This is a genomic window from Moraxella pluranimalium, assembly GCF_002014825.1.
Taxonomy (GTDB): domain Bacteria; phylum Pseudomonadota; class Gammaproteobacteria; order Pseudomonadales; family Moraxellaceae; genus Moraxella; species Moraxella pluranimalium.
Window position 1 is genome coordinate 13,487 of record NZ_MUYU01000007.1, and the last position, 23,405, is coordinate 36,891.

24 protein-coding genes are annotated in these 23,405 nt (G+C 45.7%); 10 read left to right on the forward strand and 14 right to left on the reverse strand.

Annotated elements, in window-relative coordinates; genetic code table 11:
* Window positions 1-97: 97 nt before the first annotated feature.
* The 3 genes from B0680_RS02990 to B0680_RS03000 are packed head-to-tail and all read left to right on the forward strand — an operon-like array spanning window position 98 to window position 2,459.
* Window positions 98-1,483 (forward strand): energy transducer TonB family protein, encoded by a 1,386-nt coding sequence (locus B0680_RS02990; protein ID WP_158078292.1) that lies wholly within the window; start codon window positions 98-100, stop codon window positions 1,481-1,483.
* A 16-nt stretch (window positions 1,484-1,499) separates the two neighbouring features.
* Entirely contained in the window at window positions 1,500-2,048 is a 549-nt protein-coding gene (locus tag B0680_RS02995) for a MotA/TolQ/ExbB proton channel family protein (RefSeq protein ID WP_078253571.1), read from the forward strand.
* Between the two features lie 9 nt (window positions 2,049-2,057).
* On the forward strand, window positions 2,058-2,459 hold the full coding sequence (locus B0680_RS03000) for an ExbD/TolR family protein (RefSeq protein ID WP_078253572.1): 402 nt from the start codon (window positions 2,058-2,060) through the stop codon (window positions 2,457-2,459).
* A 123-nt stretch (window positions 2,460-2,582) separates the two neighbouring features.
* Here the strand turns inward: B0680_RS03000 and B0680_RS03005 are convergent, their stop codons facing one another.
* From B0680_RS03005 to dnaQ, 4 genes are all read right to left on the reverse strand, one after another.
* Window positions 2,583-3,857, reverse strand: a complete 1,275-nt coding sequence (locus tag B0680_RS03005; protein WP_078253573.1) for a DUF2868 domain-containing protein — start codon at window positions 3,855-3,857, stop codon at window positions 2,583-2,585.
* 18 nt (window positions 3,858-3,875) lie between these two features.
* Window positions 3,876-4,712 (reverse strand): RnfABCDGE type electron transport complex subunit B, encoded by an 837-nt coding sequence (locus tag B0680_RS03010; protein ID WP_078253574.1) that lies wholly within the window; start codon window positions 4,710-4,712, stop codon window positions 3,876-3,878.
* Between the two features lie 81 nt (window positions 4,713-4,793).
* On the reverse strand, window positions 4,794-5,672 hold the full coding sequence (gene nudC / locus B0680_RS03015; protein WP_078253575.1) for an NAD(+) diphosphatase: 879 nt from the start codon (window positions 5,670-5,672) through the stop codon (window positions 4,794-4,796).
* Window positions 5,669-7,066: a DNA polymerase III subunit epsilon gene (dnaQ, locus tag B0680_RS03020; protein ID WP_078253576.1), complete on the reverse strand. Its 1,398-nt coding sequence runs from the start codon at window positions 7,064-7,066 to the stop codon at window positions 5,669-5,671. The genes nudC and dnaQ overlap by 4 nt, the downstream gene beginning before the upstream one ends.
* A gap of 199 nt (window positions 7,067-7,265) precedes the next feature.
* Between dnaQ and B0680_RS03025 the strand changes: the two genes are divergently transcribed.
* Both B0680_RS03025 and B0680_RS03030 read left to right on the forward strand, forming a co-directional pair.
* Window positions 7,266-7,913 (forward strand): class I SAM-dependent methyltransferase, encoded by a 648-nt coding sequence (locus B0680_RS03025; RefSeq protein WP_078253645.1) that lies wholly within the window; start codon window positions 7,266-7,268, stop codon window positions 7,911-7,913.
* A gap of 55 nt (window positions 7,914-7,968) precedes the next feature.
* Window positions 7,969-9,195, forward strand: a complete 1,227-nt coding sequence (locus B0680_RS03030) for a TIGR03862 family flavoprotein (protein ID WP_078253577.1) — start codon at window positions 7,969-7,971, stop codon at window positions 9,193-9,195.
* Window positions 9,196-9,211: 16 nt separating this feature from the next.
* Here B0680_RS03030 and B0680_RS03035 read toward each other — a convergent pair whose 3' ends face one another.
* The 10 genes from B0680_RS03035 to B0680_RS03080 form a co-directional block, all read right to left on the reverse strand.
* On the reverse strand, window positions 9,212-9,715 hold the full coding sequence (locus B0680_RS03035) for a hypothetical protein (RefSeq protein WP_078253578.1): 504 nt from the start codon (window positions 9,713-9,715) through the stop codon (window positions 9,212-9,214).
* Window positions 9,716-9,888: 173 nt separating this feature from the next.
* The gene (locus B0680_RS03040) at window positions 9,889-10,248 is read right to left on the reverse strand and encodes a hypothetical protein (protein WP_078253579.1); all 360 of its coding nucleotides are present in this window, start codon (window positions 10,246-10,248) and stop codon (window positions 9,889-9,891) included.
* Between the two features lie 3 nt (window positions 10,249-10,251).
* A complete protein-coding gene (locus B0680_RS03045; RefSeq protein ID WP_078253580.1) occupies window positions 10,252-11,619 on the reverse strand; it encodes an ABC1 kinase family protein in 1,368 nt (455 codons plus the stop codon).
* 99 nt (window positions 11,620-11,718) lie between these two features.
* Window positions 11,719-12,558 (reverse strand): WG repeat-containing protein, encoded by an 840-nt coding sequence (locus B0680_RS03050; protein WP_158078293.1) that lies wholly within the window; start codon window positions 12,556-12,558, stop codon window positions 11,719-11,721.
* A gap of 136 nt (window positions 12,559-12,694) precedes the next feature.
* Window positions 12,695-13,972 (reverse strand): phosphoribosylamine--glycine ligase, encoded by a 1,278-nt coding sequence (purD, locus tag B0680_RS03055; protein ID WP_078253582.1) that lies wholly within the window; start codon window positions 13,970-13,972, stop codon window positions 12,695-12,697.
* A gap of 217 nt (window positions 13,973-14,189) precedes the next feature.
* Window positions 14,190-14,825, reverse strand: a complete 636-nt coding sequence (locus B0680_RS03060; protein ID WP_078253583.1) for a fumarylacetoacetate hydrolase family protein — start codon at window positions 14,823-14,825, stop codon at window positions 14,190-14,192.
* Between the two features lie 155 nt (window positions 14,826-14,980).
* On the reverse strand, window positions 14,981-15,985 hold the full coding sequence (locus B0680_RS03065) for an alpha/beta fold hydrolase (protein ID WP_078253584.1): 1,005 nt from the start codon (window positions 15,983-15,985) through the stop codon (window positions 14,981-14,983).
* A gap of 23 nt (window positions 15,986-16,008) precedes the next feature.
* Window positions 16,009-16,173, reverse strand: coding sequence for a rubredoxin (gene rd / locus B0680_RS03070; RefSeq protein WP_078253585.1), 165 nt, complete (start codon window positions 16,171-16,173; stop codon window positions 16,009-16,011).
* A 119-nt stretch (window positions 16,174-16,292) separates the two neighbouring features.
* Window positions 16,293-16,835 carry a lipoprotein gene (locus B0680_RS03075; RefSeq protein ID WP_078253586.1) on the reverse strand — a complete coding sequence of 181 codons (543 nt, stop codon included), beginning with the start codon at window positions 16,833-16,835 and terminating at the stop codon, window positions 16,293-16,295.
* Window positions 16,836-16,882: 47 nt separating this feature from the next.
* Window positions 16,883-17,797, reverse strand: coding sequence for a transaldolase (locus B0680_RS03080; protein ID WP_078253587.1), 915 nt, complete (start codon window positions 17,795-17,797; stop codon window positions 16,883-16,885).
* 261 nt (window positions 17,798-18,058) lie between these two features.
* Here B0680_RS03080 and pheA point away from each other — a divergent pair, with 261 nt between their 5' ends.
* The 5 genes from pheA to B0680_RS03105 all read left to right on the forward strand — a co-directional run bounded on the left by pheA (window position 18,059) and on the right by B0680_RS03105 (window position 23,378).
* Window positions 18,059-19,168 (forward strand): prephenate dehydratase, encoded by a 1,110-nt coding sequence (pheA, locus tag B0680_RS03085; protein ID WP_078253588.1) that lies wholly within the window; start codon window positions 18,059-18,061, stop codon window positions 19,166-19,168.
* A 96-nt stretch (window positions 19,169-19,264) separates the two neighbouring features.
* Complete coding sequence (locus tag B0680_RS03090) at window positions 19,265-21,568, forward strand: bifunctional prephenate dehydrogenase/3-phosphoshikimate 1-carboxyvinyltransferase (protein WP_078253589.1); 2,304 nt, start codon at window positions 19,265-19,267, stop codon at window positions 21,566-21,568.
* A 110-nt stretch (window positions 21,569-21,678) separates the two neighbouring features.
* On the forward strand, window positions 21,679-22,572 hold the full coding sequence (gene rarD / locus B0680_RS03095) for an EamA family transporter RarD (RefSeq protein ID WP_078253590.1): 894 nt from the start codon (window positions 21,679-21,681) through the stop codon (window positions 22,570-22,572).
* A 27-nt stretch (window positions 22,573-22,599) separates the two neighbouring features.
* On the forward strand, window positions 22,600-22,959 hold the full coding sequence (folB, locus tag B0680_RS03100) for a dihydroneopterin aldolase (RefSeq protein WP_078253591.1): 360 nt from the start codon (window positions 22,600-22,602) through the stop codon (window positions 22,957-22,959).
* A complete protein-coding gene (locus tag B0680_RS03105; RefSeq protein ID WP_078253592.1) occupies window positions 22,956-23,378 on the forward strand; it encodes a 2-amino-4-hydroxy-6-hydroxymethyldihydropteridine diphosphokinase in 423 nt (140 codons plus the stop codon). The genes folB and B0680_RS03105 overlap by 4 nt, the downstream gene beginning before the upstream one ends.
* The last annotated feature ends 27 nt before the right edge of the window (window positions 23,379-23,405 follow it).

Below are 23,405 nucleotides of genomic sequence, written 5' to 3' on the forward strand. Positions count from 1 at the left end.
TGTCAATTGATAATCGTTATCGTTTTTATTTGTATTTTTAAACAACAATAATTCGCTTGCCAAGATTTGGGCAACGGTATGACTGATGGGTGTGTTCGTGTTGGATTCTGCAAACAAGATTAAGGGTGTGGCGCTCGCTGTGGCGATTGTTTTGCATGGCGTGGCAGGCTTTGGCGTGGCAAATATGCAAATCAAGACTTTGACACCGCCAAAAATTACACCGCCTTTGGAAGTAGAATTTATCAAACCTGAACCAAAGCCTGAGCCCGAAAAAATCATTTTAAATAACCTTGAGTCGCCTGAACCTGTCAAGGTAGAGCCAAAACCTGCAATGGAAAATACCCAAGCGGTTGTGCCACCAAAAGGCGATACGCAAGTATCTGAAGTCAAGGACAGTCCATCATCTGATGATACACCGCCTGCAACGGAAGATGTGGCAACACCGCCACAAACTATCGAAACCGACCCAGTGCAGACAACACCAATAACGCCAAGTTTGGAATCCACGCCTGATGTCGTGCCTGATACACCGACGGTTGAGCCTGTTACACCTGTTGTTACTACAACCATTACACCAGTGACATCGAGTGATGACCATACTGTGACACCTGCTACTAATCCAGCAGATGTACAGGATAACAACATTGCACCAGTAACTACACCTACAACGGTGGACAAGACGCCGACATCTACACCGCCTGAGAGTGCTGCGCCTGCGAATGTATCACCAACAAATGTAGTCAATAATACTGTTTCACCAACAAATGTAGTTAATAATACGACGACAAACAATCAAGGCAATGGCAAAAATCCTGAAGCTGGTGCGGGTAAAAATCCTGATGTTGGTGCAGGCACAAAAGTTGGTGTACCCGACGGTACAGCAACCAATACTCAACCAATTACCAATCATAACTGGGGTAGCCTAAATAACAGTAGTGCAAGTTGGTTAAAAAAACCAAATTTGAGCAATTTGCAGACATCGGAGAATAATAAAGCAAAAACCGATTTGTCATTAAGTGTTACTTTTGATGAGCAAGGTCAAGTGAGTGCAGTCAATGCCAAATCAGGCGATTCGGCATTGGATGGTAAAATTGAACAAGCAGTAAAAAGCTTACAATCAGTAAGTTTGGCAGGGCAAACAATTCAGCTATCTACTAATCTAAGCTTTAATGACAAAGGGGCGGTTAGTTATGTTGGGAAATTTCAAACCAGTGATAAGGCATTTAATAAACAATTGGCATCAAAGATTAAAACTTTAAAATCAAATGAATTTATATCGAATCATATCAGATATACAGCACAATTAAAGGTAAATGCCGAAGGTGGTATTGATAGTGTTAAAGTGATTACATCAACTGGTGATAGAAAATTGGATGATGAATTGGCTAAACGAATTAAAAAAGCCAAATTGCATCCCCATGTTGTTAAGGGTTCAGCTGCGAGTGGTACAGCTACTTACAGTCTTACAGAAGAAATTAAGTAATTAAAGGTAACTAACTATGGATTTTGCATTTTATTGGTCGCATACTGATGCGGTGAGCAAGGCATTGTTTTTTGTGCTATTGGCATTGTCAGTGACATCTTGGATTGTGGGCATCATCCGTGTGCTCAATTCCAAGCGTCTATCGGGCACGATTGACAAATGCCTGACAGCGGCGATGGCGGATGTGTCGGTGGATGGCTTGGATTTTAACCAAAAAAAGATGATTACCGAACAAAAGCTACTTCAGCACATTGCCCGTTTTCGCTTTGAGCTCGAAAAAGGCTTGCCAGTGCTTGGGACGACGGCATCGATTGCGCCGTTTATTGGGCTATTTGGCACGGTGTGGGGCATTTTTCATGCGCTACACAGTATCGGCAAAAGCGGACAAGCAGGTCTTGCACAAGTGGCAGGCCCTGTGGGTGAAGCGCTGATTATGACAGGTCTTGGCTTGGCGGTGGCGATTCCTGCGGTGATTTTTTATAATATCGCTGTACGCATCAACAAAAAAGCCCTGCACATCGCCACAGATACCGCGCATCAAATCTTGGCAAAAACGGCACAATAAGGGGGCGATATGGCGTTCGAGCTTGGAGATCATGACGATCAAGGCATGAATGAGATGAATCTGATTCCGCTCATTGATATCATGCTTGTGCTGATGATTATTTTTCTTGTGACAGCGACGGTGCTCAATCCGACCGTGCCACTGGATTTGCCAAAAACTGCTGCTAGCGTCAATGATGCACCGCCACAGGTGCTGCAAATCAGCATTGATGCAGACAGCCAAATCTATTGGGATAAAGAGCCAATCAGCCTTGATGAGCTCAATCGTCGATTTGGCGAAGAAGTCAAACAGGGCAACAATCCACAAATCAATCTGCGTGCTGATAAGTCGGGTAAATATGATATGGTTGCCCAAGTGCTTGCGGTGGCAGGCGAAGCAGGGCTAAAAAAGATTGCCTTTGTCAGCGAATAATGATTGGCTCTATAAAGATATGCTCAATCAACAAAACCACAGTAAAAAAAGCCACAGTGTTGTGGCTTTTATCTTTTAAAATATATTTAATATCTATTTATCAAATAAATCGGATAATTTGGCTTATACCACCAAGATCCCCCGTTCATTCATTGCCATTTGCCATGCATCGATGTGAGTTGGTTTGCCAAGCCAAGTAACGATGATGCCGTGGTGGATTTGTTGTAGGGCGTGAATCTTACGCAAAATCCCCCGATCAGGCGGTGTACTGGTATCAATGCCAAGATACAGCTGTGCATCATGGCTATCGCACTCATTAATCAGTGCCATCAGCTCATCACGAGTATCCACTACGCCTGCATCACTAAGCACGGACAATGTCATCACATAGTCTGTATCAGCACGCTCAAGGGTAGCTTTGATCAGTCGCTCATGCGGTGTATCACTGATAGGGTGTATTGGCTTGACATTTGGCACTTGATAATCATCATGATCAATGATGATCTGGCTAAACTGCGCCATCAGCGCTTGATAATATGGCTGATTGGTATCGGTGCGGACGCTGACGACAGATTTGAGACGGCAATACAGATACGCCATCAGTCGGGGCAGTAGTCCATACAGCACAAGGCAGGCAAGCACAAGATAAGCAAACTGCGCTGGCGTGCCATCGCTCGCTGTCGGCAGAACCAGCCCAAGCTTGGCAGGTAAATAGCCAATTACGGCTAATAGTTCATAAAAATGTGCATCAGTAAGCAATGTCGATTCAAAGCCAAAGCCATAGCGACGAAATAAAAATAAACCAAATAAGCCTACCATACTACCCACCAAACCCGATAGCCAAGCACCATGCATGATGGTGGATAGATACCATGATTTGATGGGGCGAATGTTATCAAGGATGACACTAAGGGCGGTTTTGTTCGCCGTGTGATTGCTTGATAACACGCCTGATGCGATGGGGCTTTGTAGGATAAGCTTATCAAAAAAGCTTGTCAGCAGCGAGTGCTTGGGGCGAGCCAAACCAATCAGCCACCACAGCAAAGACAAACTATGCCAGCCCAATAATGCCACCAAGACATAGAAAAAATTGACCACACTACTTGCCAAAATCCCAGCAACGCCCACCATGCCAAGCACAAAATATACGATATAAATCAATCGCTTAGATGATGCGATCATCTGATGCGTGCTAGTGATGACATCAAGCAGATGTCCGTCGCTGTCGATTTTTTCGGCACGGATAAATAGCTTGTCATACGCAGAATGATTGTCGCCTTTGAGCGTGTCGGTGACAAGCTTTGGGTCTTGGGCAAAGATATAATCCCGCGCTTCAAGTCGGCGAATCAACTCTAAGCGTTCGTGTTCTTGGGGTGTCTTGGGGGTGGTCTGAGTCATAGCAAGCGATGGTTTGGCTTAAGTTTGGGAATTGGATTCAAGCATGGCAAGCTCACGGCTGAGCGCATCCACTCGTGCTTGTAGCTCATCATCGGCACGCACGGCAAGCTGTTTGCCCAGTTTTTTGATTTGGGTGCGTAGCTTGGCGGCGGCGATGGTGTTTTTGGCGTTTTGGGCATTAATAGCTTGGCTTGGCGCTGTATTCATGACATTGACCATCTGTGATTCGATGGTGCTGACGACAGGCTTTGTGCCATCTTCAATGGTCTTGGCGACACGGTTTAGATGCTTGTGATAACGCTGGCGTAGATGTGCTTGTTCTTTTTGGCGTGTGCTATCGTCGATATGGCGTGGATGTTCGACCAAATCAATGCAGTCCACAGGGCAGGGCGCAAGGCAGAGCTCACAGCCTGTACATAGCTCGGTGATGATGCTATGCATATGCTTGGCAGTGCCGATGATGGCATCGACAGGACAGGCAGGGATGCACTTGGTGCAGCCGATACAGTCATCTTCACGGATGATGGCACGCACTTCAATTGGGCGATGGCTAATTGGGTCAATTTGCCATTTACTCGGTGTGGCAGGTTGTGGCTCGACATCTAGGATACTTGCAATGCCATCACTGACAGCTTGTCCACCGGGTACGCATAAGTTGGGCGCTTCGCCTTGTATAACGATACCGTGTGCATAGGGCAGACAGCCGTCATGATGACTGCACAGTCCGCACTGGGTCTGGGGTAGTAGCGCATCAATCTGTGCGATGCGGATACGCTTATCATCACTGAGTGTCGCCAATGCCAATGGCTCAAATAAAATCGGCAAGTCATCTAATCGGGTGGTGCAATCGGTCATAAGGTTTTTAAATTTAATTAATCAATACTAAGCAAATTGGGCAAAACAGGCAAATTGGAAAAAATGGCGGATTTATCAAGCTTAATCATCTGTGGCGGTGGGCAGATACCGTTGTTTGACAAGGCTAATCAACTCATGGGCAATCGTACCTGTCGCAGGGATGGGTGGTAAATTATCCAAATCAAAAAACTTGGCATCACTAATCTCACCTGCCTGCACACGGATAGCGCCACTGTGATAGTCAGCGATAAAGCCTGCCATCAGATTGCTCGGATATGGCCACGGCTGCGAGCTGATGTAGGTGGGGGTATGGATATGGATGCCAACTTCTTCAAATACTTCACGGTGCACGCCCATTTCAAGCGTTTCGCCTGCTTCAACAAAGCCTGCAATCAAACCATAGACGCCTTTTTGGCGGTGGCGATGATGTAATGCAAGTAGTATCTGTGGCTTATGCGTATCAGGGCAATGGCGAGTGATGGCGACGATGATACACGGCTGTACACGGGGATAGGCGTGATGACGGCATTTGGGGCAGACTTTGGCGTGCTCGCCGTGTGCGTGGGCGTGTGTCGGCGTGCCACAGCGTGAGCAGTAGCGATGGTCATTTTGCCATTGTACAAGCATAATCGCACGGCTTAGTGCATCAAGGCTTGAGCTATCGAGTGTGTTTAGTAGATTGCGAAAGCTGATGGCTTTTAGGTTTTGGACATCTTTGGTGTCAAAGCCATCACCAAATCTCATCATCAAGCCAAGCTTGCAGGCGTGCTCACTATCAATCACATGGCTGACAGGGTGCTCGTGGTGCTGTGCGATGGTGCTTGGGCTGTCATTGTGCGATTCGCTATAGCCGAGATGGATGGCGTATTTTGGGGCATTTGCTAAGCTTAGCACAAAGGGCGTACCATCAGCATGACAGACTAGGCTGTCTGCTTGTATGACCCATAGGGTGATGCTCATTTGAGCACCTCTGTTCGCCATGCACTATCAGCATCGCTGTCTGCTTGGGATGCGACGAGCAGATTGGCAAGATTGGCTAAATTATGAAAATGCAATTCTTGATCGCCTGCATCAGCACCGCCATCATCATCCATCGCAAGGCTCATCTGACCTGCGGTCATCGCCAGATACACTTCGGCGAGAATCTCGGAGTCCAGCAAAGCCCCGTGGAATGTACGGTCTTTTTGACCGACGCCAAGACGAGCAACGAGTGCATCTAGGGTGTTTTTTTGTCCAGGATACATCTGCCGTGCCATCGCAAGGCTGTCAGTGACTTGAATTTCATCCAAGAAATTTGGCAGCCCTGCTTTTTTGAATTCCATATCCAAAAAGCGCATATCAAAGCCTGCATTGTGCGCAATGACTTCGCTACCTGCCATAAAGTCATACACCGCTTGGGCAACTTCAGCGAATTTTGGCTTATCAGCGACAAACTCATTGCTGATGCCGTGAACTCGGATAACATCATCATCCATCTGCTTTTCGGGATTGATATAGACATGAAGTTTGTTGCCGGTAAATTTACGACCAATCAGCTCAATGATACCGACTTCAACGATGCGATCGCCATTTTGATCATCAAAGCCGGTGGTTTCTGTATCCATGATCAGCTGACGATTGGCGACACCTTTATTGACAGGGCGTGGCAAAATTGCCCAAAAATCAGGATTGGCACGAGATGTATCGCCGTCATAATCAGGGTTTTGTTCGGTATTAAAATCGCTTAATTTGGGTGCAGGGCGTGATTGCATGGTGGATAAATCAGCAGTCGGTGTATGATCCGCTACAGGTTCAGCCAAGTCATACATGGGCTGAACAGCACTGCCTGCTTGATGATAGTGCTGCAATCCTTGGGCGATGACCCACGATTCACCCACGTGAGCAGGATTGATGATAAATTCATCTCCCTGACCATCAACGCCAAGATTGGCAAGCTTGTCCGCCATCTCATTGCCTGCGTGTCCTGCATGACCTTTGATCCATTGCCAGTCGATTTGGCGGTTTTGGCTAAGTGCATCGAGCTGTTGCCATAGCTCAAGGTTGAGTACCGGTTTGCCATCGGCTTTTTTCCAACCACGATTTTTCCAACCACTAATCCAGTTTGTGATACCATCTTTGACATAGCCTGAATCCGTCCAAATCTGTATCGGCAAGTGCGCAGGCGTGCTTTGAAGTGCGGTAATGGCCGCCATCAGCTCCATGCGGTTGTTGGTGGTGTTCGCTTCCCCGCCCCACAGATTGCGCACATCGCCTGTATCATACTGTAGATGCACGCCATAGCCACCTGGCGATACGGCATTTTGTCCATTGCCCTTGCAGGCGCCATCGGTATATGCAATGATTGGATAAGTCATAAAAATCGTTCGTGTCAATGATTGTAGCAAATGTGCCTATTATAAAGCATTGCACCACTTTATGCGAATTTCTGCGTAGTTTTATGATGGCTTTGGGGTATCAGTCCGTCTGATGCAGATTTCACATTTATTTTTGCGCGGGTGAATGTGGTATAATGGCAAATTATTCATCCATTTAGCACAACTAGCACAAAGAATCATGACATCAACCATCACGCCAAGCCATCAGTTTCGCCGAGTGTTTCATCCCAAGTTTCTACACGCCCCAAAATCCGTCAGCATCTGCCATGATGACAGACCGCTGTATCTTGAGATTGGCGCAGGCAAGGGCAAGCACGCTGTGTTATTTGCAACTGCCAATCCTGATAAGCGACTGATTGCGGTTGAGCGTACCAGTGAGAAATTTAGCGCATTTGACAAATTAAGCCATGCCAATTCATTAGATAATCTTACCAATATCCATGCTGATGCGATTGCGTTTACGGTGCATTTTATCCATCCTAATTCCCTAGATGGCGTGTTTATCCTGTACCCCAATCCCGAACCGCATAACAAAAATCAACGATGGCTCAATATGCCATTTTTTGAGTTTTTATTATCGCGTATGAAAGCAGGGGCGGCGATTACTCTAGCTAGCAACATCACTGAATACATCGATGAAGCGGTAGAATTGCTTGATACTGTATGGTATTTGCCTTATGTCAAGCAGACCATCGCCAAGTCATCGGCTCGTACGCATTTTGAGATTAAGTATTTGGCTCGAGATGAGCTGTGCCAAGAGATTATCATCACCAAGCCTGATGGCTATCTCACTCGCTTTGATGATATACCTGCAATGTCTTTATAAATCGACGTTTTAAATCGTATTGATAAATAAGTAAAATTAAATTATTGGAAATAGCATGACTCAGGCAAATGTGGCGATTATTGGCGCAGGGGCGGCAGGGCTGATGGCGGCAGAAGTGCTGTCGGCTTATGATGTCGATGTCCATGTATTTGACCAAAAACCCACCGCCGCACGCAAGATTTTGATGGCGGGTAAAACAGGGCTGAACATCTCGCACAATGAGCCGATGGCGGATTTTGTCACTCGCTATACGCCGTCTGATTGGCTTGCGCCGTATGTGCAGGCATTTGGTGCTGATGACATCCGTGCATGGATGACATCGCTTGGTATTGATAGCTATGTCGGCTCGACAGGGCGAATTTTTCCTGTCGAGATGAAAGCATCCAAGCTTGTGCGAGCATGGCTAAATCGCCTACATGATAATCAAGTAAAATTTCACTATCGTCATCGCTGTGTCAAGATGAATAATCGTGTACTTGGCTTTGAAATCTTGGATAATAAGGGTAATATCATTGAGCGATTTGACCAAGCATTTGATGCGGTGATATTGGCGTGTGGTGGTGGTTCGTATGCGTATCTAGGCAGTGATGGCGCATGGCAAAGATGGCTAAGTGCTGATGAGCTGACACCGCTGTATGCCAGTAATGTCGGTGTGTTACGTAGTTGGTCGGCGTTTATGACCCCTTTATATGGTGAGGCTATCAAGCGTGTGCGGGCTTGGGTAGCTGATGATGACGGACATCAAGGCGATATTATTATCAGTCATTATGGACTAGAAAGCGGACTGATTTATAAGCTTAATTTCGCCATGCGACAAGCGATGGATGAGCATCAAAACTTTACCTTGTATTTGGATTTATTGCCTGATAAATCAGCTGATTTTATTTATAAAAACTTAACCAAAAATAAGAAACAATCACTCAATACGGCGCTCAAAAAACTCGGACTTGATGCTGTTAAAATTGCGCTATTGCGAGAATGTACGGATAAAACCGACTGGTCGGATTTATCAAAAATGGCAACGCACATCAAATCGCTAGCCATCAGCTGTACAGGATTTCGTCCGATGGATGAAGCTATCAGCACAGGCGGTGGTGTCAAGCGTATGGCAATGGGGGATAATTTGCAATTAACATCCCATGCAGGCGTGTTCTGTTGTGGTGAGATGCTTGATTGGGATGCGCCAACAGGGGGCTATTTATTGACCGCTTGTTTTGCTACAGGGCGAGCGGCGGCGATGGGTGTGCTAAAGATGTTAAAAATCAGCGACTTAACCAACTGATTAAGTCGCTGATGCATTATGCATACTTAATAGCAACAAGACAAATTTCAAGTTTGTTCTTGCCTTGTGAATAGCAAAGTAATGGCGTGGTGGCAGGTGTTGCATTAGTTAGCTTGTCAAATTCTGAGTCGCTAAGAATTTTATATGTTTTTGGATGGCGATAATAGGATTTTACATTGGCTTTTTTGCCGTTAATCGCATTGTAGCTACTATAATTTGCATAACTACCATCTTCTTGTTGATTGCTTGCTTGGCTGTAACTTTCAAGCTTGAATTTGCCATATCCTGCAATGTTTTTGATTTCAAAAATATGGTGGAAATAGTAATCCGAACCATTCATAAAACCATTGCCCATTGTATATTCGTAGCGACATTTTGATTTTTTGAGCAATTTATTATTTTTGAATATGGTGCAAGTCGTTGTTTCGGCGGGGAAATCATTATACATTGCATATGATGGCGTGCTAACGGCGGTCAAGCAAGCGATTGCAATGGCTGGATTGATTGAATTTAACTTCATATTCATTGTCCATAATTAAATAAAAGTTGAATTAATGTGATTGTAGCAAGTTCTTTGGCAAATGGCAACTTGATAAGAAGTATAAATTATCACCTGAAGTGAATTTATCATTTTGTGTCAAACTAATCAATGGTAAATCAATGAGCAAGCTGATACAAAATGCTTATATTCAATTAGCAAATCGCTTTTACAACATATCTTAGTGTGTAGTCACCAGACCAAACTTGCATATCTTCTTGTTTGGCGGTGCGTGCAGGGCGTGTGATGCCATTTGAGATGTTACGCACGGTTTTGGTGGGGCAATAGACACGGTATGTATGTGTCGCCATTGACTCGCCTTGCCAGCCTAATAAATCAAAATCAACGACATACAAGCCTTTTTTGCCATCGGGTGCTGATTTGACCGAAGAAATTTTTAGTGAATATAGCTGATTGCCTTCATAAATTGGATAGGTCTTTGCTATTGCTTGAGTGCTTGCCAATGCGGTCAAACCATATGCCAAGCAAGCAAGTACTGTATAGATTTTCTTCATAAATTACTCCACAAACTTCCCAACCAACGCATCACTATCCGTCCGTGCATCGAGTGCCACAAGTAGCGCATAAGCACCGATAAATTTACGGCTGATAAACATCATTTCCTTGGGCGGTAGGCTAAATTCTAGCGATTGCATCCCGTCTTTGGCTTTTTGCATCACACGGGCGTACAGGTCGCTACCAGCCCAAATATAGCGTCCGTCACTGTCTAGATGCGGATGCTGACCGTGAGCCACTTGATTGAGTGCTGCCGCTTTGGCAAAAGGCTCACACGCCATCAAAAAGACATCCGCCATATCTGATTTTGGCTTACCGTTAAGTTTATCAAAAAAGTCATAACCTGTCATCGCATCCATCATCATGGGCTTGTCTTGATAAAATCCTGCGTGTATCAAGCCACGAGCGATGCCAAGCAGATGACCGTCAAACTGCTTAATCGCCCCAAAGTCTAATAAGATAAGCTTATCAATGCCATCTTCAAAGCGTACAAGATAATTCCCAAAATTCGGGTCGGTCTGCATCTCACCCCACTCAAACAGCTCACGGATGACCACTTCGATGGCGGCTTGACCTAGGGCGTTTTTGCGTGCTTGGGGTAGCTGTTTTAGGCTGTTATCATTGAGTGATACGCCATGCTCAAAGCTCATACAAATCAAGCGTGGCGTGCTATAGTTATCATAAATCGTCGGCACGATATAGCGTGCATCATCAGCCAAATACTGGGCAAATCGCTTGGTGGTATTGGCTTCTAGGGTATAATCCACTTCACGATGTAGTAGCTCGCCAATCTCTTCAAACCACGCATCGAGCGCTTTGGTCTGTGGTACAGCATTGGTAATTTTTAATAAATGCTTAAAAATTGACAAATCAGCGTCAATCGATGCTGCTACCCCCGGGTATTGCACTTTGAGCACGACTTCACGGCCTGAATATTTGTGCATGGCTTTGTGTACTTGGGCAAGGCTTGCTGTGCCAATCGGCGTACGGTCAATCTCAAAATCCGCCACTCGTTCACCAAGCTCACTCTTTAGCGCATCATAGATGATGTGCCAAGCCAGTGGCGTGGTGCTGGCATCGAGCGTGTGCAGGGCATCAAGCACTTGCGGTGGCAAAAAATGCTCGCCATACAATGCTAGCATCTGCCCGACTTTGACCACCGAACCTTTGAGCTTACCAAGCTCGCTCACCAAATAATCCGCTTGCTCTTGGAGCAGGGTATGCTTGGCATTGGCTCGCTGTTCTTGGCTCATAAACAGACTGCCGACACTGGATTTTGCCCAATTTTTACCGATATTGAGCGAAGTTTTGGCGATAGACAGACGGCGAGATAGGGGCGTGGTTTTTAGCTTATCAATTGGCTGGGTCATTCGTGTTTGATTTTATAATGAAAAATGATGGCTTATTATAGCAAAAATTCGCCTGTATCGCTATGATTGGCTAATGATGTTAATAGTTCAAGGAAATATCTAAGGATATTCTATTTGTTTGCCTTGCTTGTTAATAAAAAACAAATTTTCATCCTGTTTAACCAATGCGACACCATTTTTAAAACTGGTTGCATAATCATAGTGCAGGGGAATGATTACCTGACCAGTTTTGTCAATAAATCCGTATTTTTTGTTATTGCCCACCATTGCCAAACCGTCACTAAATTCGCTCGCCTCATCATATTGAATTGCAATATGAACATTGTTTGATTTGTCAATAAATCCCCATTGACCATTTTTCTCAACCATTGCCAAACCATTTTGAAACTCCAATGCTAAATCATACTGCGGGGGAATTGTTGGCTGTCCAAATTTATCAATAAATCCCCATTTATTGCCCATTCTAACCGCTGCCAAGCCCTCGCTAAATCTCATGGCGAAATCGTATTGAAAATCAATCACTGTATTGTTATGTTTGTCCACATATCCCCAGTGGTTATCTTTTTTGGCAAATAATAAGCCTTCGCAAAAATAGCCAAGTTTTGAGTATTGTATGGGAATGACGGCTTTTCCTGTACAATCTAAAATTCCCCATAGGTTATTTTTCTGAACTGTAATTAAATTTCCATTAATTAATCCAACTTCATCATATTCAAATGGGATGATGATTTCACCAGCTTGATTGACAATACCAGATTTGCCATCCTTTTTATAATATGCTAATTCTGCTTTGGATGAACAGTTGGGTTCGGTGGTGGAATTGACTATCTGGGCATCTACGACCTCACACGCCCATGTGGCTTGGATGATGAGAAGATTACCTGCCAAAGTTGCAACAAATGCCAAATGGCTCAATGATTTGATTTTGGTGGATTTCATCATAGTGCCCAAATATATGAAAACGTTATAAATAACCGTGATTGATTGATAAAAATAGTGCATACTTTCAACGAAAAAGGCAGGCAATGACCTGCCTGCCGTTTCGCAATTATCTTGTAGTCTGATAAATTGATTTTTAGAACCCTTTATCAATCGCACGCCAACCGATATCACGGCGATACTGCATACCATCAAAGCTGATACCGTCGATGGCCTGTAGTGCTTTGGCTTGTGCATCTTTGATGGTGTCGGCTAGTGCTGTGACGCATAGCACACGACCGCCATCGGTGACGATGTCATCGCCTTGTTTTTTGGTGCCTGCATGGAAGACTTTTAGGCTGTCGGTGTCATTTCCAAGTCCTGTGATGACATCGCCTTTTGAGCTGGTTTCTGGATAGCCACGACTTGCCAGCACCACACCAAGCGCCACTTGTTTTGACCAGTTGGCAGTGGCAGGTAGCTCGCCTTTGAGTCCTGCTTCAATCAGCTCGACCAATGAGCTTTCTAGGCGCATCATGATTGGCTGTGTTTCAGGATCGCCAAATCGACAGTTGAACTCGATCACATACGGATCGTTATGCTCATCAATCATCAAACCTGCGTACAAAAAGCCAGTATAAGGCGTGCTGTTCGCTTTCATCGCATCAACCACAGGACGGATGACTCGCTCGATGACCTTGTTATGCACCTCATCGGTCACCACAGGGGCAGGGCTATATGCACCCATACCGCCTGTGTTTGCGCCTGTATCACCTTCAAAGATACGCTTGTGGTCTTGGCTTGTTGCCATCGGCAAAATGTTATCGCCATCAATCATGCAGATGAATGATGCTTCTTCACCTGACAAAAACTGCTCAATCACCACGCGACTGCCTGCATCGCCAAATTTATTACCGGCAAGCATATCATCAATCGCATCAAAGGCTTCTTGCTCGCTCATGGCGACGATGACGCCTTTGCCAGCAGCTAGACCATCGGCTTTGATGACGATTGGCGCACCATTTTTTTGCACAAATGCTTTGGCAGGGTCAATCTCGGTAAAGACTTCATAAAAGGCAGTTGGGATGCCGTGCTTTTGCATAAAGTCTTTGGCAAATGCCTTTGAGCCTTCTAGCTGTGCGCAGTACTGTGTCGGGCCCCAGATGGCGATACCTGCGGCACGCAAATCATCGACCACGCCTGCGACCAATGGCGCTTCAGGGCCGACGACCACAAAGGCAATGTCATTGGCTTGGCAAAACTCAATGACCGCTGCATGATTGGCGACATCAAGATCAACATTGACAAGCTTAGCTTCGATGTCCGTACCTGCATTGCCACGAGCGACATAGACGGTGGCGACTTTTGGATCTTTGGCACAAGCCCATGCCAAAGCGTGCTCACGACCACCAGTGCCCAGTACTAAAATATTCATAATAATCCTTAGAAAATAAATAAAACGGGAAAATCAACTCAATGGCGTTATTTTAACAAAAATTTTAGGCTTTGGTGAAATTAAATACGCTTTTGTTGTGGATTTGGCAAAGTCGCCATGTGTTTTAAACTATGCTAAAAACATGGCTTTGATGACAAGTCGACTGCGACCAACCATCAAAGCCAGTTCAGCGATTATAAGTCTGAAACAGCACAGCCTAGGTAATGCTAATGACATAGGCATCATCATCAAGCTTAGCCACGAGTGCATCACCTGCTACCAGTTTGCCCACGCCTTTTGGTGTGCCTGTATAAATTAAATCGCCTTGTCGTAGCCCAAAATGACGGTGCAAATACTGCAACTGATACAAGCAGTCAAACAGCATCTTATCGGTAGTGTCATGCTGACGCACTTCATCATTGACTGACAAAAACAGCGTACTGACAGCAGGGGGTGTGCCGTGTGTCAAAGGTGATAACCAAGCACCATCACGAAAGCCTTTGGCAAGTGTCCATGGCAGACCTTTTGCCTTGAGATTGGCTTGTACATCACGAGCGGTCAAATCAAGCCCCACGCCATAGCCTGTGATGATGCTTAAATCAATGTTGGTATCATCTGCCACATCTTGTCCGATATACAAAACCAGCTCCACTTCGTGATGAATATTATCGCTAAAGCTTGGTAAGGTCAGTGTGTTATCTTGGGTGAGTGCGGTGGTCGGTTTCATAAAGACCACAGGCTCACCGGTTGGTGTGTTGCCAAGCTCGCTGATATGCTCGGCATAACTGCGACCGATGCAGTAGATATTGCCAAGAGGGGCGTGACTGCCATCTTTAAAAATCACTGATTTCATTATCCATCCTTATTATCATGTGAATATTTATCATGATTGTCGTTAAAGGTGTAACACTGCTAGCATCATAACAAATTTTACCCCATCAAATCAACGCCAGTTATCCGCTGATGACTGATAGTAAAGATAGGGTTAATCAATATTTGGGCGATGGTTTAGGATTTGCAATGATTACTAATCAAAGTCGCAAGATAAGGATGATAATAAGCAGGCAAATCATGACCCATGCCACTGACCAGCACAAAGTGAGCATTGGGGATGACTTTGGCAAGAAATTTGCCATGACTTGGTGCAACGAGCCCATCTTTATCGCCATGAATGACTAAGGTGTTGGCACGGATTTGCTTGGTAAACTTCAAAATTGAGCCTGATGCCAAAATCGCAGTCAGCTGCTGAGCCACGCCTAGCGGGTGAAAATTGCGCTGATAGCGTTTTTCGGCGATGGCACGAGTGCCTTTGATATCCAGATGTCCTGGTGAGCCAACAGCCGTCATAAACCATACGCTATGGCGTACCATATCTCGCTCCGAATGACTCTCGGGGCGACGCACAAAGGTCATAAACTGCTTGGGATTGGGTGGGCGTAAAAACGCACGGTTGGCGGTAGAAAATAGCAGGGTAAGATTTTTGATATATTTGGGATAGCGAGCAGCGACGATTTGGGCAATCATACCACCCATCGATGCACCGACGAGATTGACTTCAGACAGATGCATGGTCTTAATCAGCCGTGCCACATCTTCAGCCATGTCGGTGAGCGTGTAGGGTACTTGCTCGCCTTTGTTTGACAAACCAGCTTGCACCTTGAGCATCATCTTAAGCTTGTTAAGTCGTGGCAGACCGTCGATTTGAATTTTGCTAGACAGCCCCGTATCCCGATTATCAAAGCGGATAACAAAAAAGCCTGCATTGATAAACAGTTTAAGAAAACTATCCGACCAAAACAACATCTGCGAGCCAAGACCCGTCACAAAAATCATCGGCGGATGCTCAGGATTGCCCCCAGCTTCGACACACAGGCGTATGCCATCACCGATGTCAATGATGGCTTGATACAGATGCTCGGATAAATCCGATGGATACCAGTCGATATCGCCAAATCGTCGCCAGCTCTCGGGTACGACACTCGGCTGTGTGTGAAAGGGGGTTTCGCTATTCATGGCTATGATTGGATTTTTTTTGATTAGATTTCGACCATTTCAAAGTCGGCTTTACCGACGCCACATTCTGGGCATAGCCAGTCTTCAGGGATGTCTTCCCAGCGAGTGCCAGGGGCTAGACCTTCTTCGGGACAGCCCAGCTCTTCGTCATAAATCCAACCGCAGACGATACATTGATATTTTTTCATAGGTCACCTTGTTGCCTTGATTGTGCTGATGGCGCACAATATTGGGTAAAATTATCAGATGATTAGTTTACAGATGTATCGATTTTTTGCAAGTAAAATTTTGGGTTTGGACAATTAATTTACTGATTAACTCTTATATTAACCGAGCACAAACCGCTAAAGCAATTACCAGTTAAGATGAAATCATTAAATGGTTCTTGTTTATAAAACCCACCACGAGAGATACGACGAATAATATCCACCCCATCAGCACCCAAAACTGCACGACCTAGCAAATAAGCATCTTTGACACTTTTTTGGCTTAGCTCAATACCGCTATCTGTATCTTCTGCTTGATACCAAGCAATAATGATTTCATTTTTACTATGCTCAAGTTGAGCACTTAGACTGCTATCACCAAGCTTGTATATTTTCTTGGGCTCACCTTTATTGTCGGTACTATCAGAAACTTTTGCAGCTGTAAGACCTGCACTTTTTAGAATTTCTTGAGCATTATTCACACCAACTTTTTCAACAGGTTGGCTTAAGTCATCTTGATACCATTCTGTGGATTTCTGTTCTGTCTGTTCGGTTTGTGCTTCGGTTTGCTGCTCAGGTTGCTCAGAATTACCACAACCAGCTAGAAGTGCTAACAATACCATTGTTGGAAATAATTTACGCATAACATTCTCAATTTTGCAAACTTACGAAAGTATTAAGAAATTTATATTTAAGCTTTTATTAATTGCTCGACCAATTTTTCACGAGCAGCGATAAAGCCATCAATACCTTTGATAAGCAGACTGTTTAGCGGATGTGACTCTTGAGCTTTTTCAAAGTCAGCTTGGCTAAGTGCTGCAGGCTTGGCGGTGATGTTATCAGCTGCGCTAAGCTGTCTTGGTACAGCCAGCTGACTGTTTGCCAACTCATCAAGTAGGGCGGGCGAAATGGTCAATAAATCACAGCCTGCCAAGGCGATGATTTGCTCAATACTGCGAAAGCTTGCACCCATCACTTGGGTGTGATAGCCGTGCGATTTATAAAACTGATAAATCGACTTGACCGAATTGACACCCATGTCATCACTGATGGCGATGTCTTGGCGATTTTCGTGAGCCTTTTGCCAATCGGTGATACGACCGACAAATGGTGAAATCAAAGTCACGCCCGCATCAGCACACGCACGGGCTTGGGTGTCGGTGAATAGCAGGGTGAGATTGCAGTGAATGCCTTGTTTTTCAAGCTGTTCGGCAGCTTTGATACCTTGCCAAGTCGATGCGATTTTGATGAGTACTCGCTCTTTATCGACGCCAAGTTTGGCATAGCGTTCGATGTAGTCGTGCGCTTTGGCGATGGTCGCATCAGTGTCAAATGATAGTCGTGCATCCACTTCGGTTGAGACTCGCCCTGCAATCAGCTGACTGATTTGATGACCGAGTGCCACCGTGAGTGTGTCGATGGCAGTATCTGTGTCCAAGCCTTTGATTTGACTTAATAATTCGTCATGCTCGCCACTAGCAAAGGCGGCGGTGATTAGGCTTGGGTTGGTGGTGGCATCAACAGGCTTTAGGCGTGCGATGGCGGTCAAATCACCAGTGTCAGCGACGATGGTGGTGAGCTGTGATAATTGTTCTAAGCTATTCATAAAAAAATCTCAATGGTCTAAAAGGTGGGTTAAAAGTAGCACATTTGGACAATTTTCGCCACTGTTTTGATATTAATTTGGACAATCACCATCAGGCAAATCTGATACAAATCGGTCGGATAAATCTTGTGCCTTGACAATGAATGTCAGCGGTATTGGCTAAAACGATTATAAAAGAAAGTTTGTCAAAATCACTACACCAAAACATAAAAATCGTGTATCATTGGCATATTTATGTTGATTCAAAAAAAGGAAGCTGTAATGAGCGAAACGCCAACCTTGCCGATTAATACAGACGAAATCAAAGGCTATCGCAATCAAATTGATAGCATCGATGAACAAATCCAACAGCTTATCAATGAGCGTGCCAAAGTCGCCCAAAAAGTGGCGATTGCCAAAAAAAATCACGAAGACCATCCGATTTTTTATCGTCCAGAGCGTGAAGCCCAAGTGCTAAAAGCGGTGATGGCTCGTAACGAAGGCCCATTGTCAGGCGAAAAAATGGCTCGCCTATTCCGTGAAATTATGTCGGTCTGCCTAGAGCTTGAAGCCCCACAAAAGGTGGCGTATCTTGGGCCTGTGGGGACATTTACTCATGCAGCAGCGCTTAAGCACTTTGGCAAAGCGGCGACCACAGTGTCGCTAGCGACCATCACCGATGTGTTTCGTGAAGTGGAATCAGGCAGTGCGTCTTATGGTGTTGTGCCTGTCGAGAACTCATCAGAAGGCGTGGTCAATCATACGCTAGATGCGTTTCTTGGCTCAAGTTTAAAAATCATCGGCGAAGTTGAACTGCCGATTCATCATAATTTTTTGGTCGCCGAGCACACCAAAGTCAAAAATCTAAGCTGTATCTATGCACACCAACAAGCGTTGGCGCAGTGCCGTCATTGGCTTGATGTCAATTTCCCAAGCGTTGAGCGTGTGGCGGTATCAAGTAATGGCGAAGCGGCTCGCCGTATCCAAAACGAATGGCATTCAGCAGCCATCGCAGGTGATGTGGCAGTCGCTGAATATGGTCTGCACAAGCTACACGAAAATATCGAAGATAACCCAGGTAATACCACCCGTTTCTTAATCATCGGTCGTGAAGACGTGGCGGCATCAGGTGCGGACAAGACATCGATTATGGTGTCAAGTCCTGATAAGGCAGGTGCATTGATTGAAATCCTTGAGCCGCTGCGTCGTCATGGCGTATCGATGACCAGTATCGAGACTCGCCCAGAGCGTCCGAACAAATGGGCGTATGTGTTCTTTATTGATATGAATGGTCATATCAGTGATGACAATGTCGCCGCTGCCATCGAAGATATTCGCCCATTGGTCAAAGATTTGCGAGTGCTTGGCTCATACCCAAAAGCCGTCCTATAATCTGCGTATGAATTGATGGTGATTTTTTTATATTTTATAAAGAATCACTTGATATTTGTTTGACCATTATCATCAATCGAATGGAAAATATCACCAATGGATGAGATGACAAAGCCGCTATTTGCCCATCTGTGCGTGATTGGCTTGGGGCTGATTGGTGCATCGCTGGTGCAAGCGGTGCATAATGCCAATCAGCGCCGTAGCACGCCACTGGTTGGCAAAATCACGGCGATGGATACCAATGCCGTCAGCATCAAAGACGCCATCAATGCAGGCGTGATTGCTGATGGTAGCACCGAGATTATCAAGGCTGTGCAGGGCGCTGATATCGTGGTGATTGCCGTGCCTGTCAAGGCAATGGCATCTGTGATGTCTGCACTCAAAGCTGCGATGGATGCAGGCGTGCTTGCCAAAGACTGCCTAATCAGTGATGTGGGTAGCACCAAAGAAAGCGTGGCAATGCTTGCTGATGAAATTTTTGGCGCACATCATCACTTTATCGGTGGGCATCCGATTGCCGGTGCCGAAAATTCAGGTTTTCATGCCCGAAATGGCGAGCTGTTTGTACAGCATAAGTTAATCCTATGTCCGACTGATAGCACGGATTTGGCACAACTTGCCAAACTGCGTCAGCTATGGCAGGGCGTGGGCGCAGATGTCATTGAGATGGATGCCAAGCGTCATGATGAGATTTTGGCTTATACCAGTCATCTGCCGCATTTGTTGGCGTTTAGCCTGACGCATCAGCTGGCAAGCCATGATGATAATTTGGATATTTTCCGCTATGCCGCAGGGGGCTTTCGTGACTTTAGTCGCATTGCTGCTAGCCACCCTGTGATGTGGCATGATATTTTTATTGCCAATAAATCAGCACTACTGAACTCTTTGGATGAATTTCAACAGCATTTGAATGAATTTAAAGAAATTATCGAAACACAAAATTCACAAAAACTACTTGATTGGCTGGCGACATCTCGCCATGCACGCCGTCATTTTGGGCATATGCTTGCCAAAAAATCCACACACAAACCCAATAGCATCATCACAACCGATGCCATCAAGGACACGATTATGAGCCAAAGCTATCATATCCGCCCCCAAAACCACATTACAGGTACGATTACTGTACCGGGGGATAAATCCATTTCTCATCGCAGTATCATGTTTGGTTCGCTGGCTGATGGCGTGACCCATGTCAGTGGCTTTTTGCAAGGTGAAGATGCGCTTGCGACTTTGCAGGCATTTGCCGATATGGGTGTCAAAATCGAACGAGATGGCGATAAAGTCACCATTCATGGCGTGGGCATTGATGGCTTACAAGCGCCAAAAGAGCCGTTGTATATGGGTAACTCAGGCACGAGTATGCGCCTATTGGCAGGGATTTTATCCGCTCAACAATTTGATAGCGTAATGACCGGTGATGTCAGCCTATCCAAGCGACCGATGGAGCGTGTGGCAAAGCCGCTGCGTGAAATGGGCGCAGTCATCCAATCGACCGGCGAAAAAGGCACAGCGCCATTATCTATCACAGGTTCGCAGTCATTGACCGCTATCGATTATACCTTGCCTGTAGCATCAGCGCAGATTAAGTCATGCTTGATTTTGGCGTCGCTTTGGGCAAATGGCACAACTACCATCCGTGAGCCTGAAGTCAGCCGTGACCACACTGAGCGTATGCTGAACGCCTTTGGCTATCCTGTGCATACCGATGGCAATGTCATCACGGTGACAGGCGGTGGCCGCTTGACTGCCACAGACATCATCGTACCTGCCGATATCTCAAGTGCGGCGTTTTTTATGGTGCTGGGTGCAATCGGTGGTGGTGATGGCCTGACCATCCAAAAAGTCGGCATGAATCCGACTCGTACAGGCGTGATTGATATTCTAAAATTGATGGGTGCTGACATCACTGTCACCAATGAAACCATCGTCGGTGGCGAGCCTATCGCCGACATCACTGTCAAGCCATCTGACCTAAAAGGCATCGACATCCCTGAGCATCTAGTGCCACTGGCGATTGATGAGTTTCCTGTGCTGTTCGTCGCTGCTAGCTGTGCCACAGGGACAACCAAGCTTACCGGCGCAAAAGAACTGCGAGTCAAAGAGTCAGACCGCATTGCGGTGATGGCAGATGGCTTGGCGACTTTGGGTGTAGAATCGACCGTGCTTGATGATGGTATCATCATTGTAGGGCGTGGCGTGGCAGGCGAGCGCAATGCCATCTTTGGCGGTGGTGTGATTGAATCGCATCATGACCATCGTATCGCCATGAGCTTTGCGGTGGCGTCAGCTCGTGCATCTGATGAGATTATCATTCAAGGCACGGAGACGGTCAATACCAGCTTCCCAAGCTTTGCCGAACTTGCCAATTCGGTCGGTCTAAGCATTGATGTAAAATAAGCTGTATTTGATAGTTTAATTCATACATCTTAGTTGATGATTAACCAAAAAAGCCTTTCAATGCATCGCATCATTTGCCAAGCTTGAAAGGCTAATAAGGAAAACCCATCGTGAATCAGCCAACCAAAACGGTCAAAACCACCACCCAAGGCATCATCACCGCTTTGGTGGCTTTTTTGTTATGGGGGAATTTTCCTTTATATTTCAAAGAGCTAAGTCATTATGATGCCATCGAAGTCATCGTACATCGGGTGGTGTGGACTTTTGTGCTATTGCTCGTCGTGCTGACGCTTAGCCATCGCACAGCGTGGCTTGGTGTGATTCGCCATCAACCCAAATGGCTTGGGATTACCTTTATTGCAGCACTGCTGATTGGCACAAACTGGCTGACCTATGTGTGGGCGGTGACACACGACCAAGTGCTTGAAGCTAGCCTTGGCTATTTTATCAATCCGCTGATGGGTGTGGCGTTATCTTTAGTCTTTCTAAAAGAAAAACTGCGCCCACTACAAAAAATCGCTGTCTTACTTGCTACCATCGCCGTCGGCATACAGGTGGTGTGGCTTGGCGGTCTGCCATGGGTGAGCTTGCTGTTGGCATTGAGCTTTAGTGTCTATGGTATCATTCAGCGGCAGACGCCATTTGATGCCATTGATGGCTTGTTTCTTGAGACGGCTTTGCTGTTACCACTGTGTCTGCTTTGGTTATCACAAGCAGGCGTGGCAAGCTCAAGCCTTGATTTGTGGCTATCGGCGGATATTTGGCTACTGATGCTATCAGGGCCGATTACGCTGATTCCGCTACTGTTGTACAACAAATCCACCAAGATGGTCAGCTTTACTTTGCTGAGTTTTATGGGGTATTTGACACCAAGCATCGTATTTTTGCTTGCGGTATTTTTGTACAAAGAGCCATTTAGCATCCAAAATATCGTCGTCTTTGGGCTGATTTGGTCGGCGCTTGCGATATTTAGTGCTGATTTATTGCAAAGAAAATCTAACTAATTACTAATTTTATCATTGGAAACCGTTATGGGTGACATCGTCTTTATCCAAGGTCTTGAAGTGAATACGCTGATTGGCGTGTATTCGTGGGAGCGTGCGATTAAGCAGCAGCTGATTTTTGATGCCGAGATGGTCTGTGATATGAGCCGTGCCATCATGGATGATGATGTGGCGCACGTGATTAATTACAAAACGGTCAGCGAAGACATCGAACGACTGTGCCATGAGATTCAGGCGGAGCTACTTGAGACTTTGGCGGATAAGATTGCCGAGCATATCCTAAGCCATTATCCATGCAGTCAAATCACGCTCACCATCCACAAGCCCAATGCCATCAAGGCAGCCAAAAGTGTCGGCGTCAAAATCGTACGCAGGACAGCTGTATGACAGATGGGCAAGTCGAACGCCTTGTGATTGCCTTAGGCAGTAACCATCAGGCGGATACTGCTTTTGCCTGTGCTTTGCATAAGCTTAATGAGCTTGGTGAGATACAGTTATCGCAAGTGGTGATGGGGCGGGATTTCACAGGGCGTAGTCAGCGTGTCTATCACAATGCTTGTGCTTATATTGTACTGACAAAGTCAATGCAATATACAGACATAGAACAGCTACTTAAACAAATCGAGCGAGATTGTGGCCGCAATCCTGCCAAAAAATGCGCCGAATATGATTATGAAGTGGCGATGGATTTGGATATTTTGGCGGTGTTCGCTGATGACAAGTGGCAGATGAATCCTGCACGCCTACCGCTAAAAAGCCATGATTTATCAGGTGTCAAAGAAGTGGCTGGGTTTTTGCTTGCTTGAATTTTAATTGTTTAAACTTAATAAGGT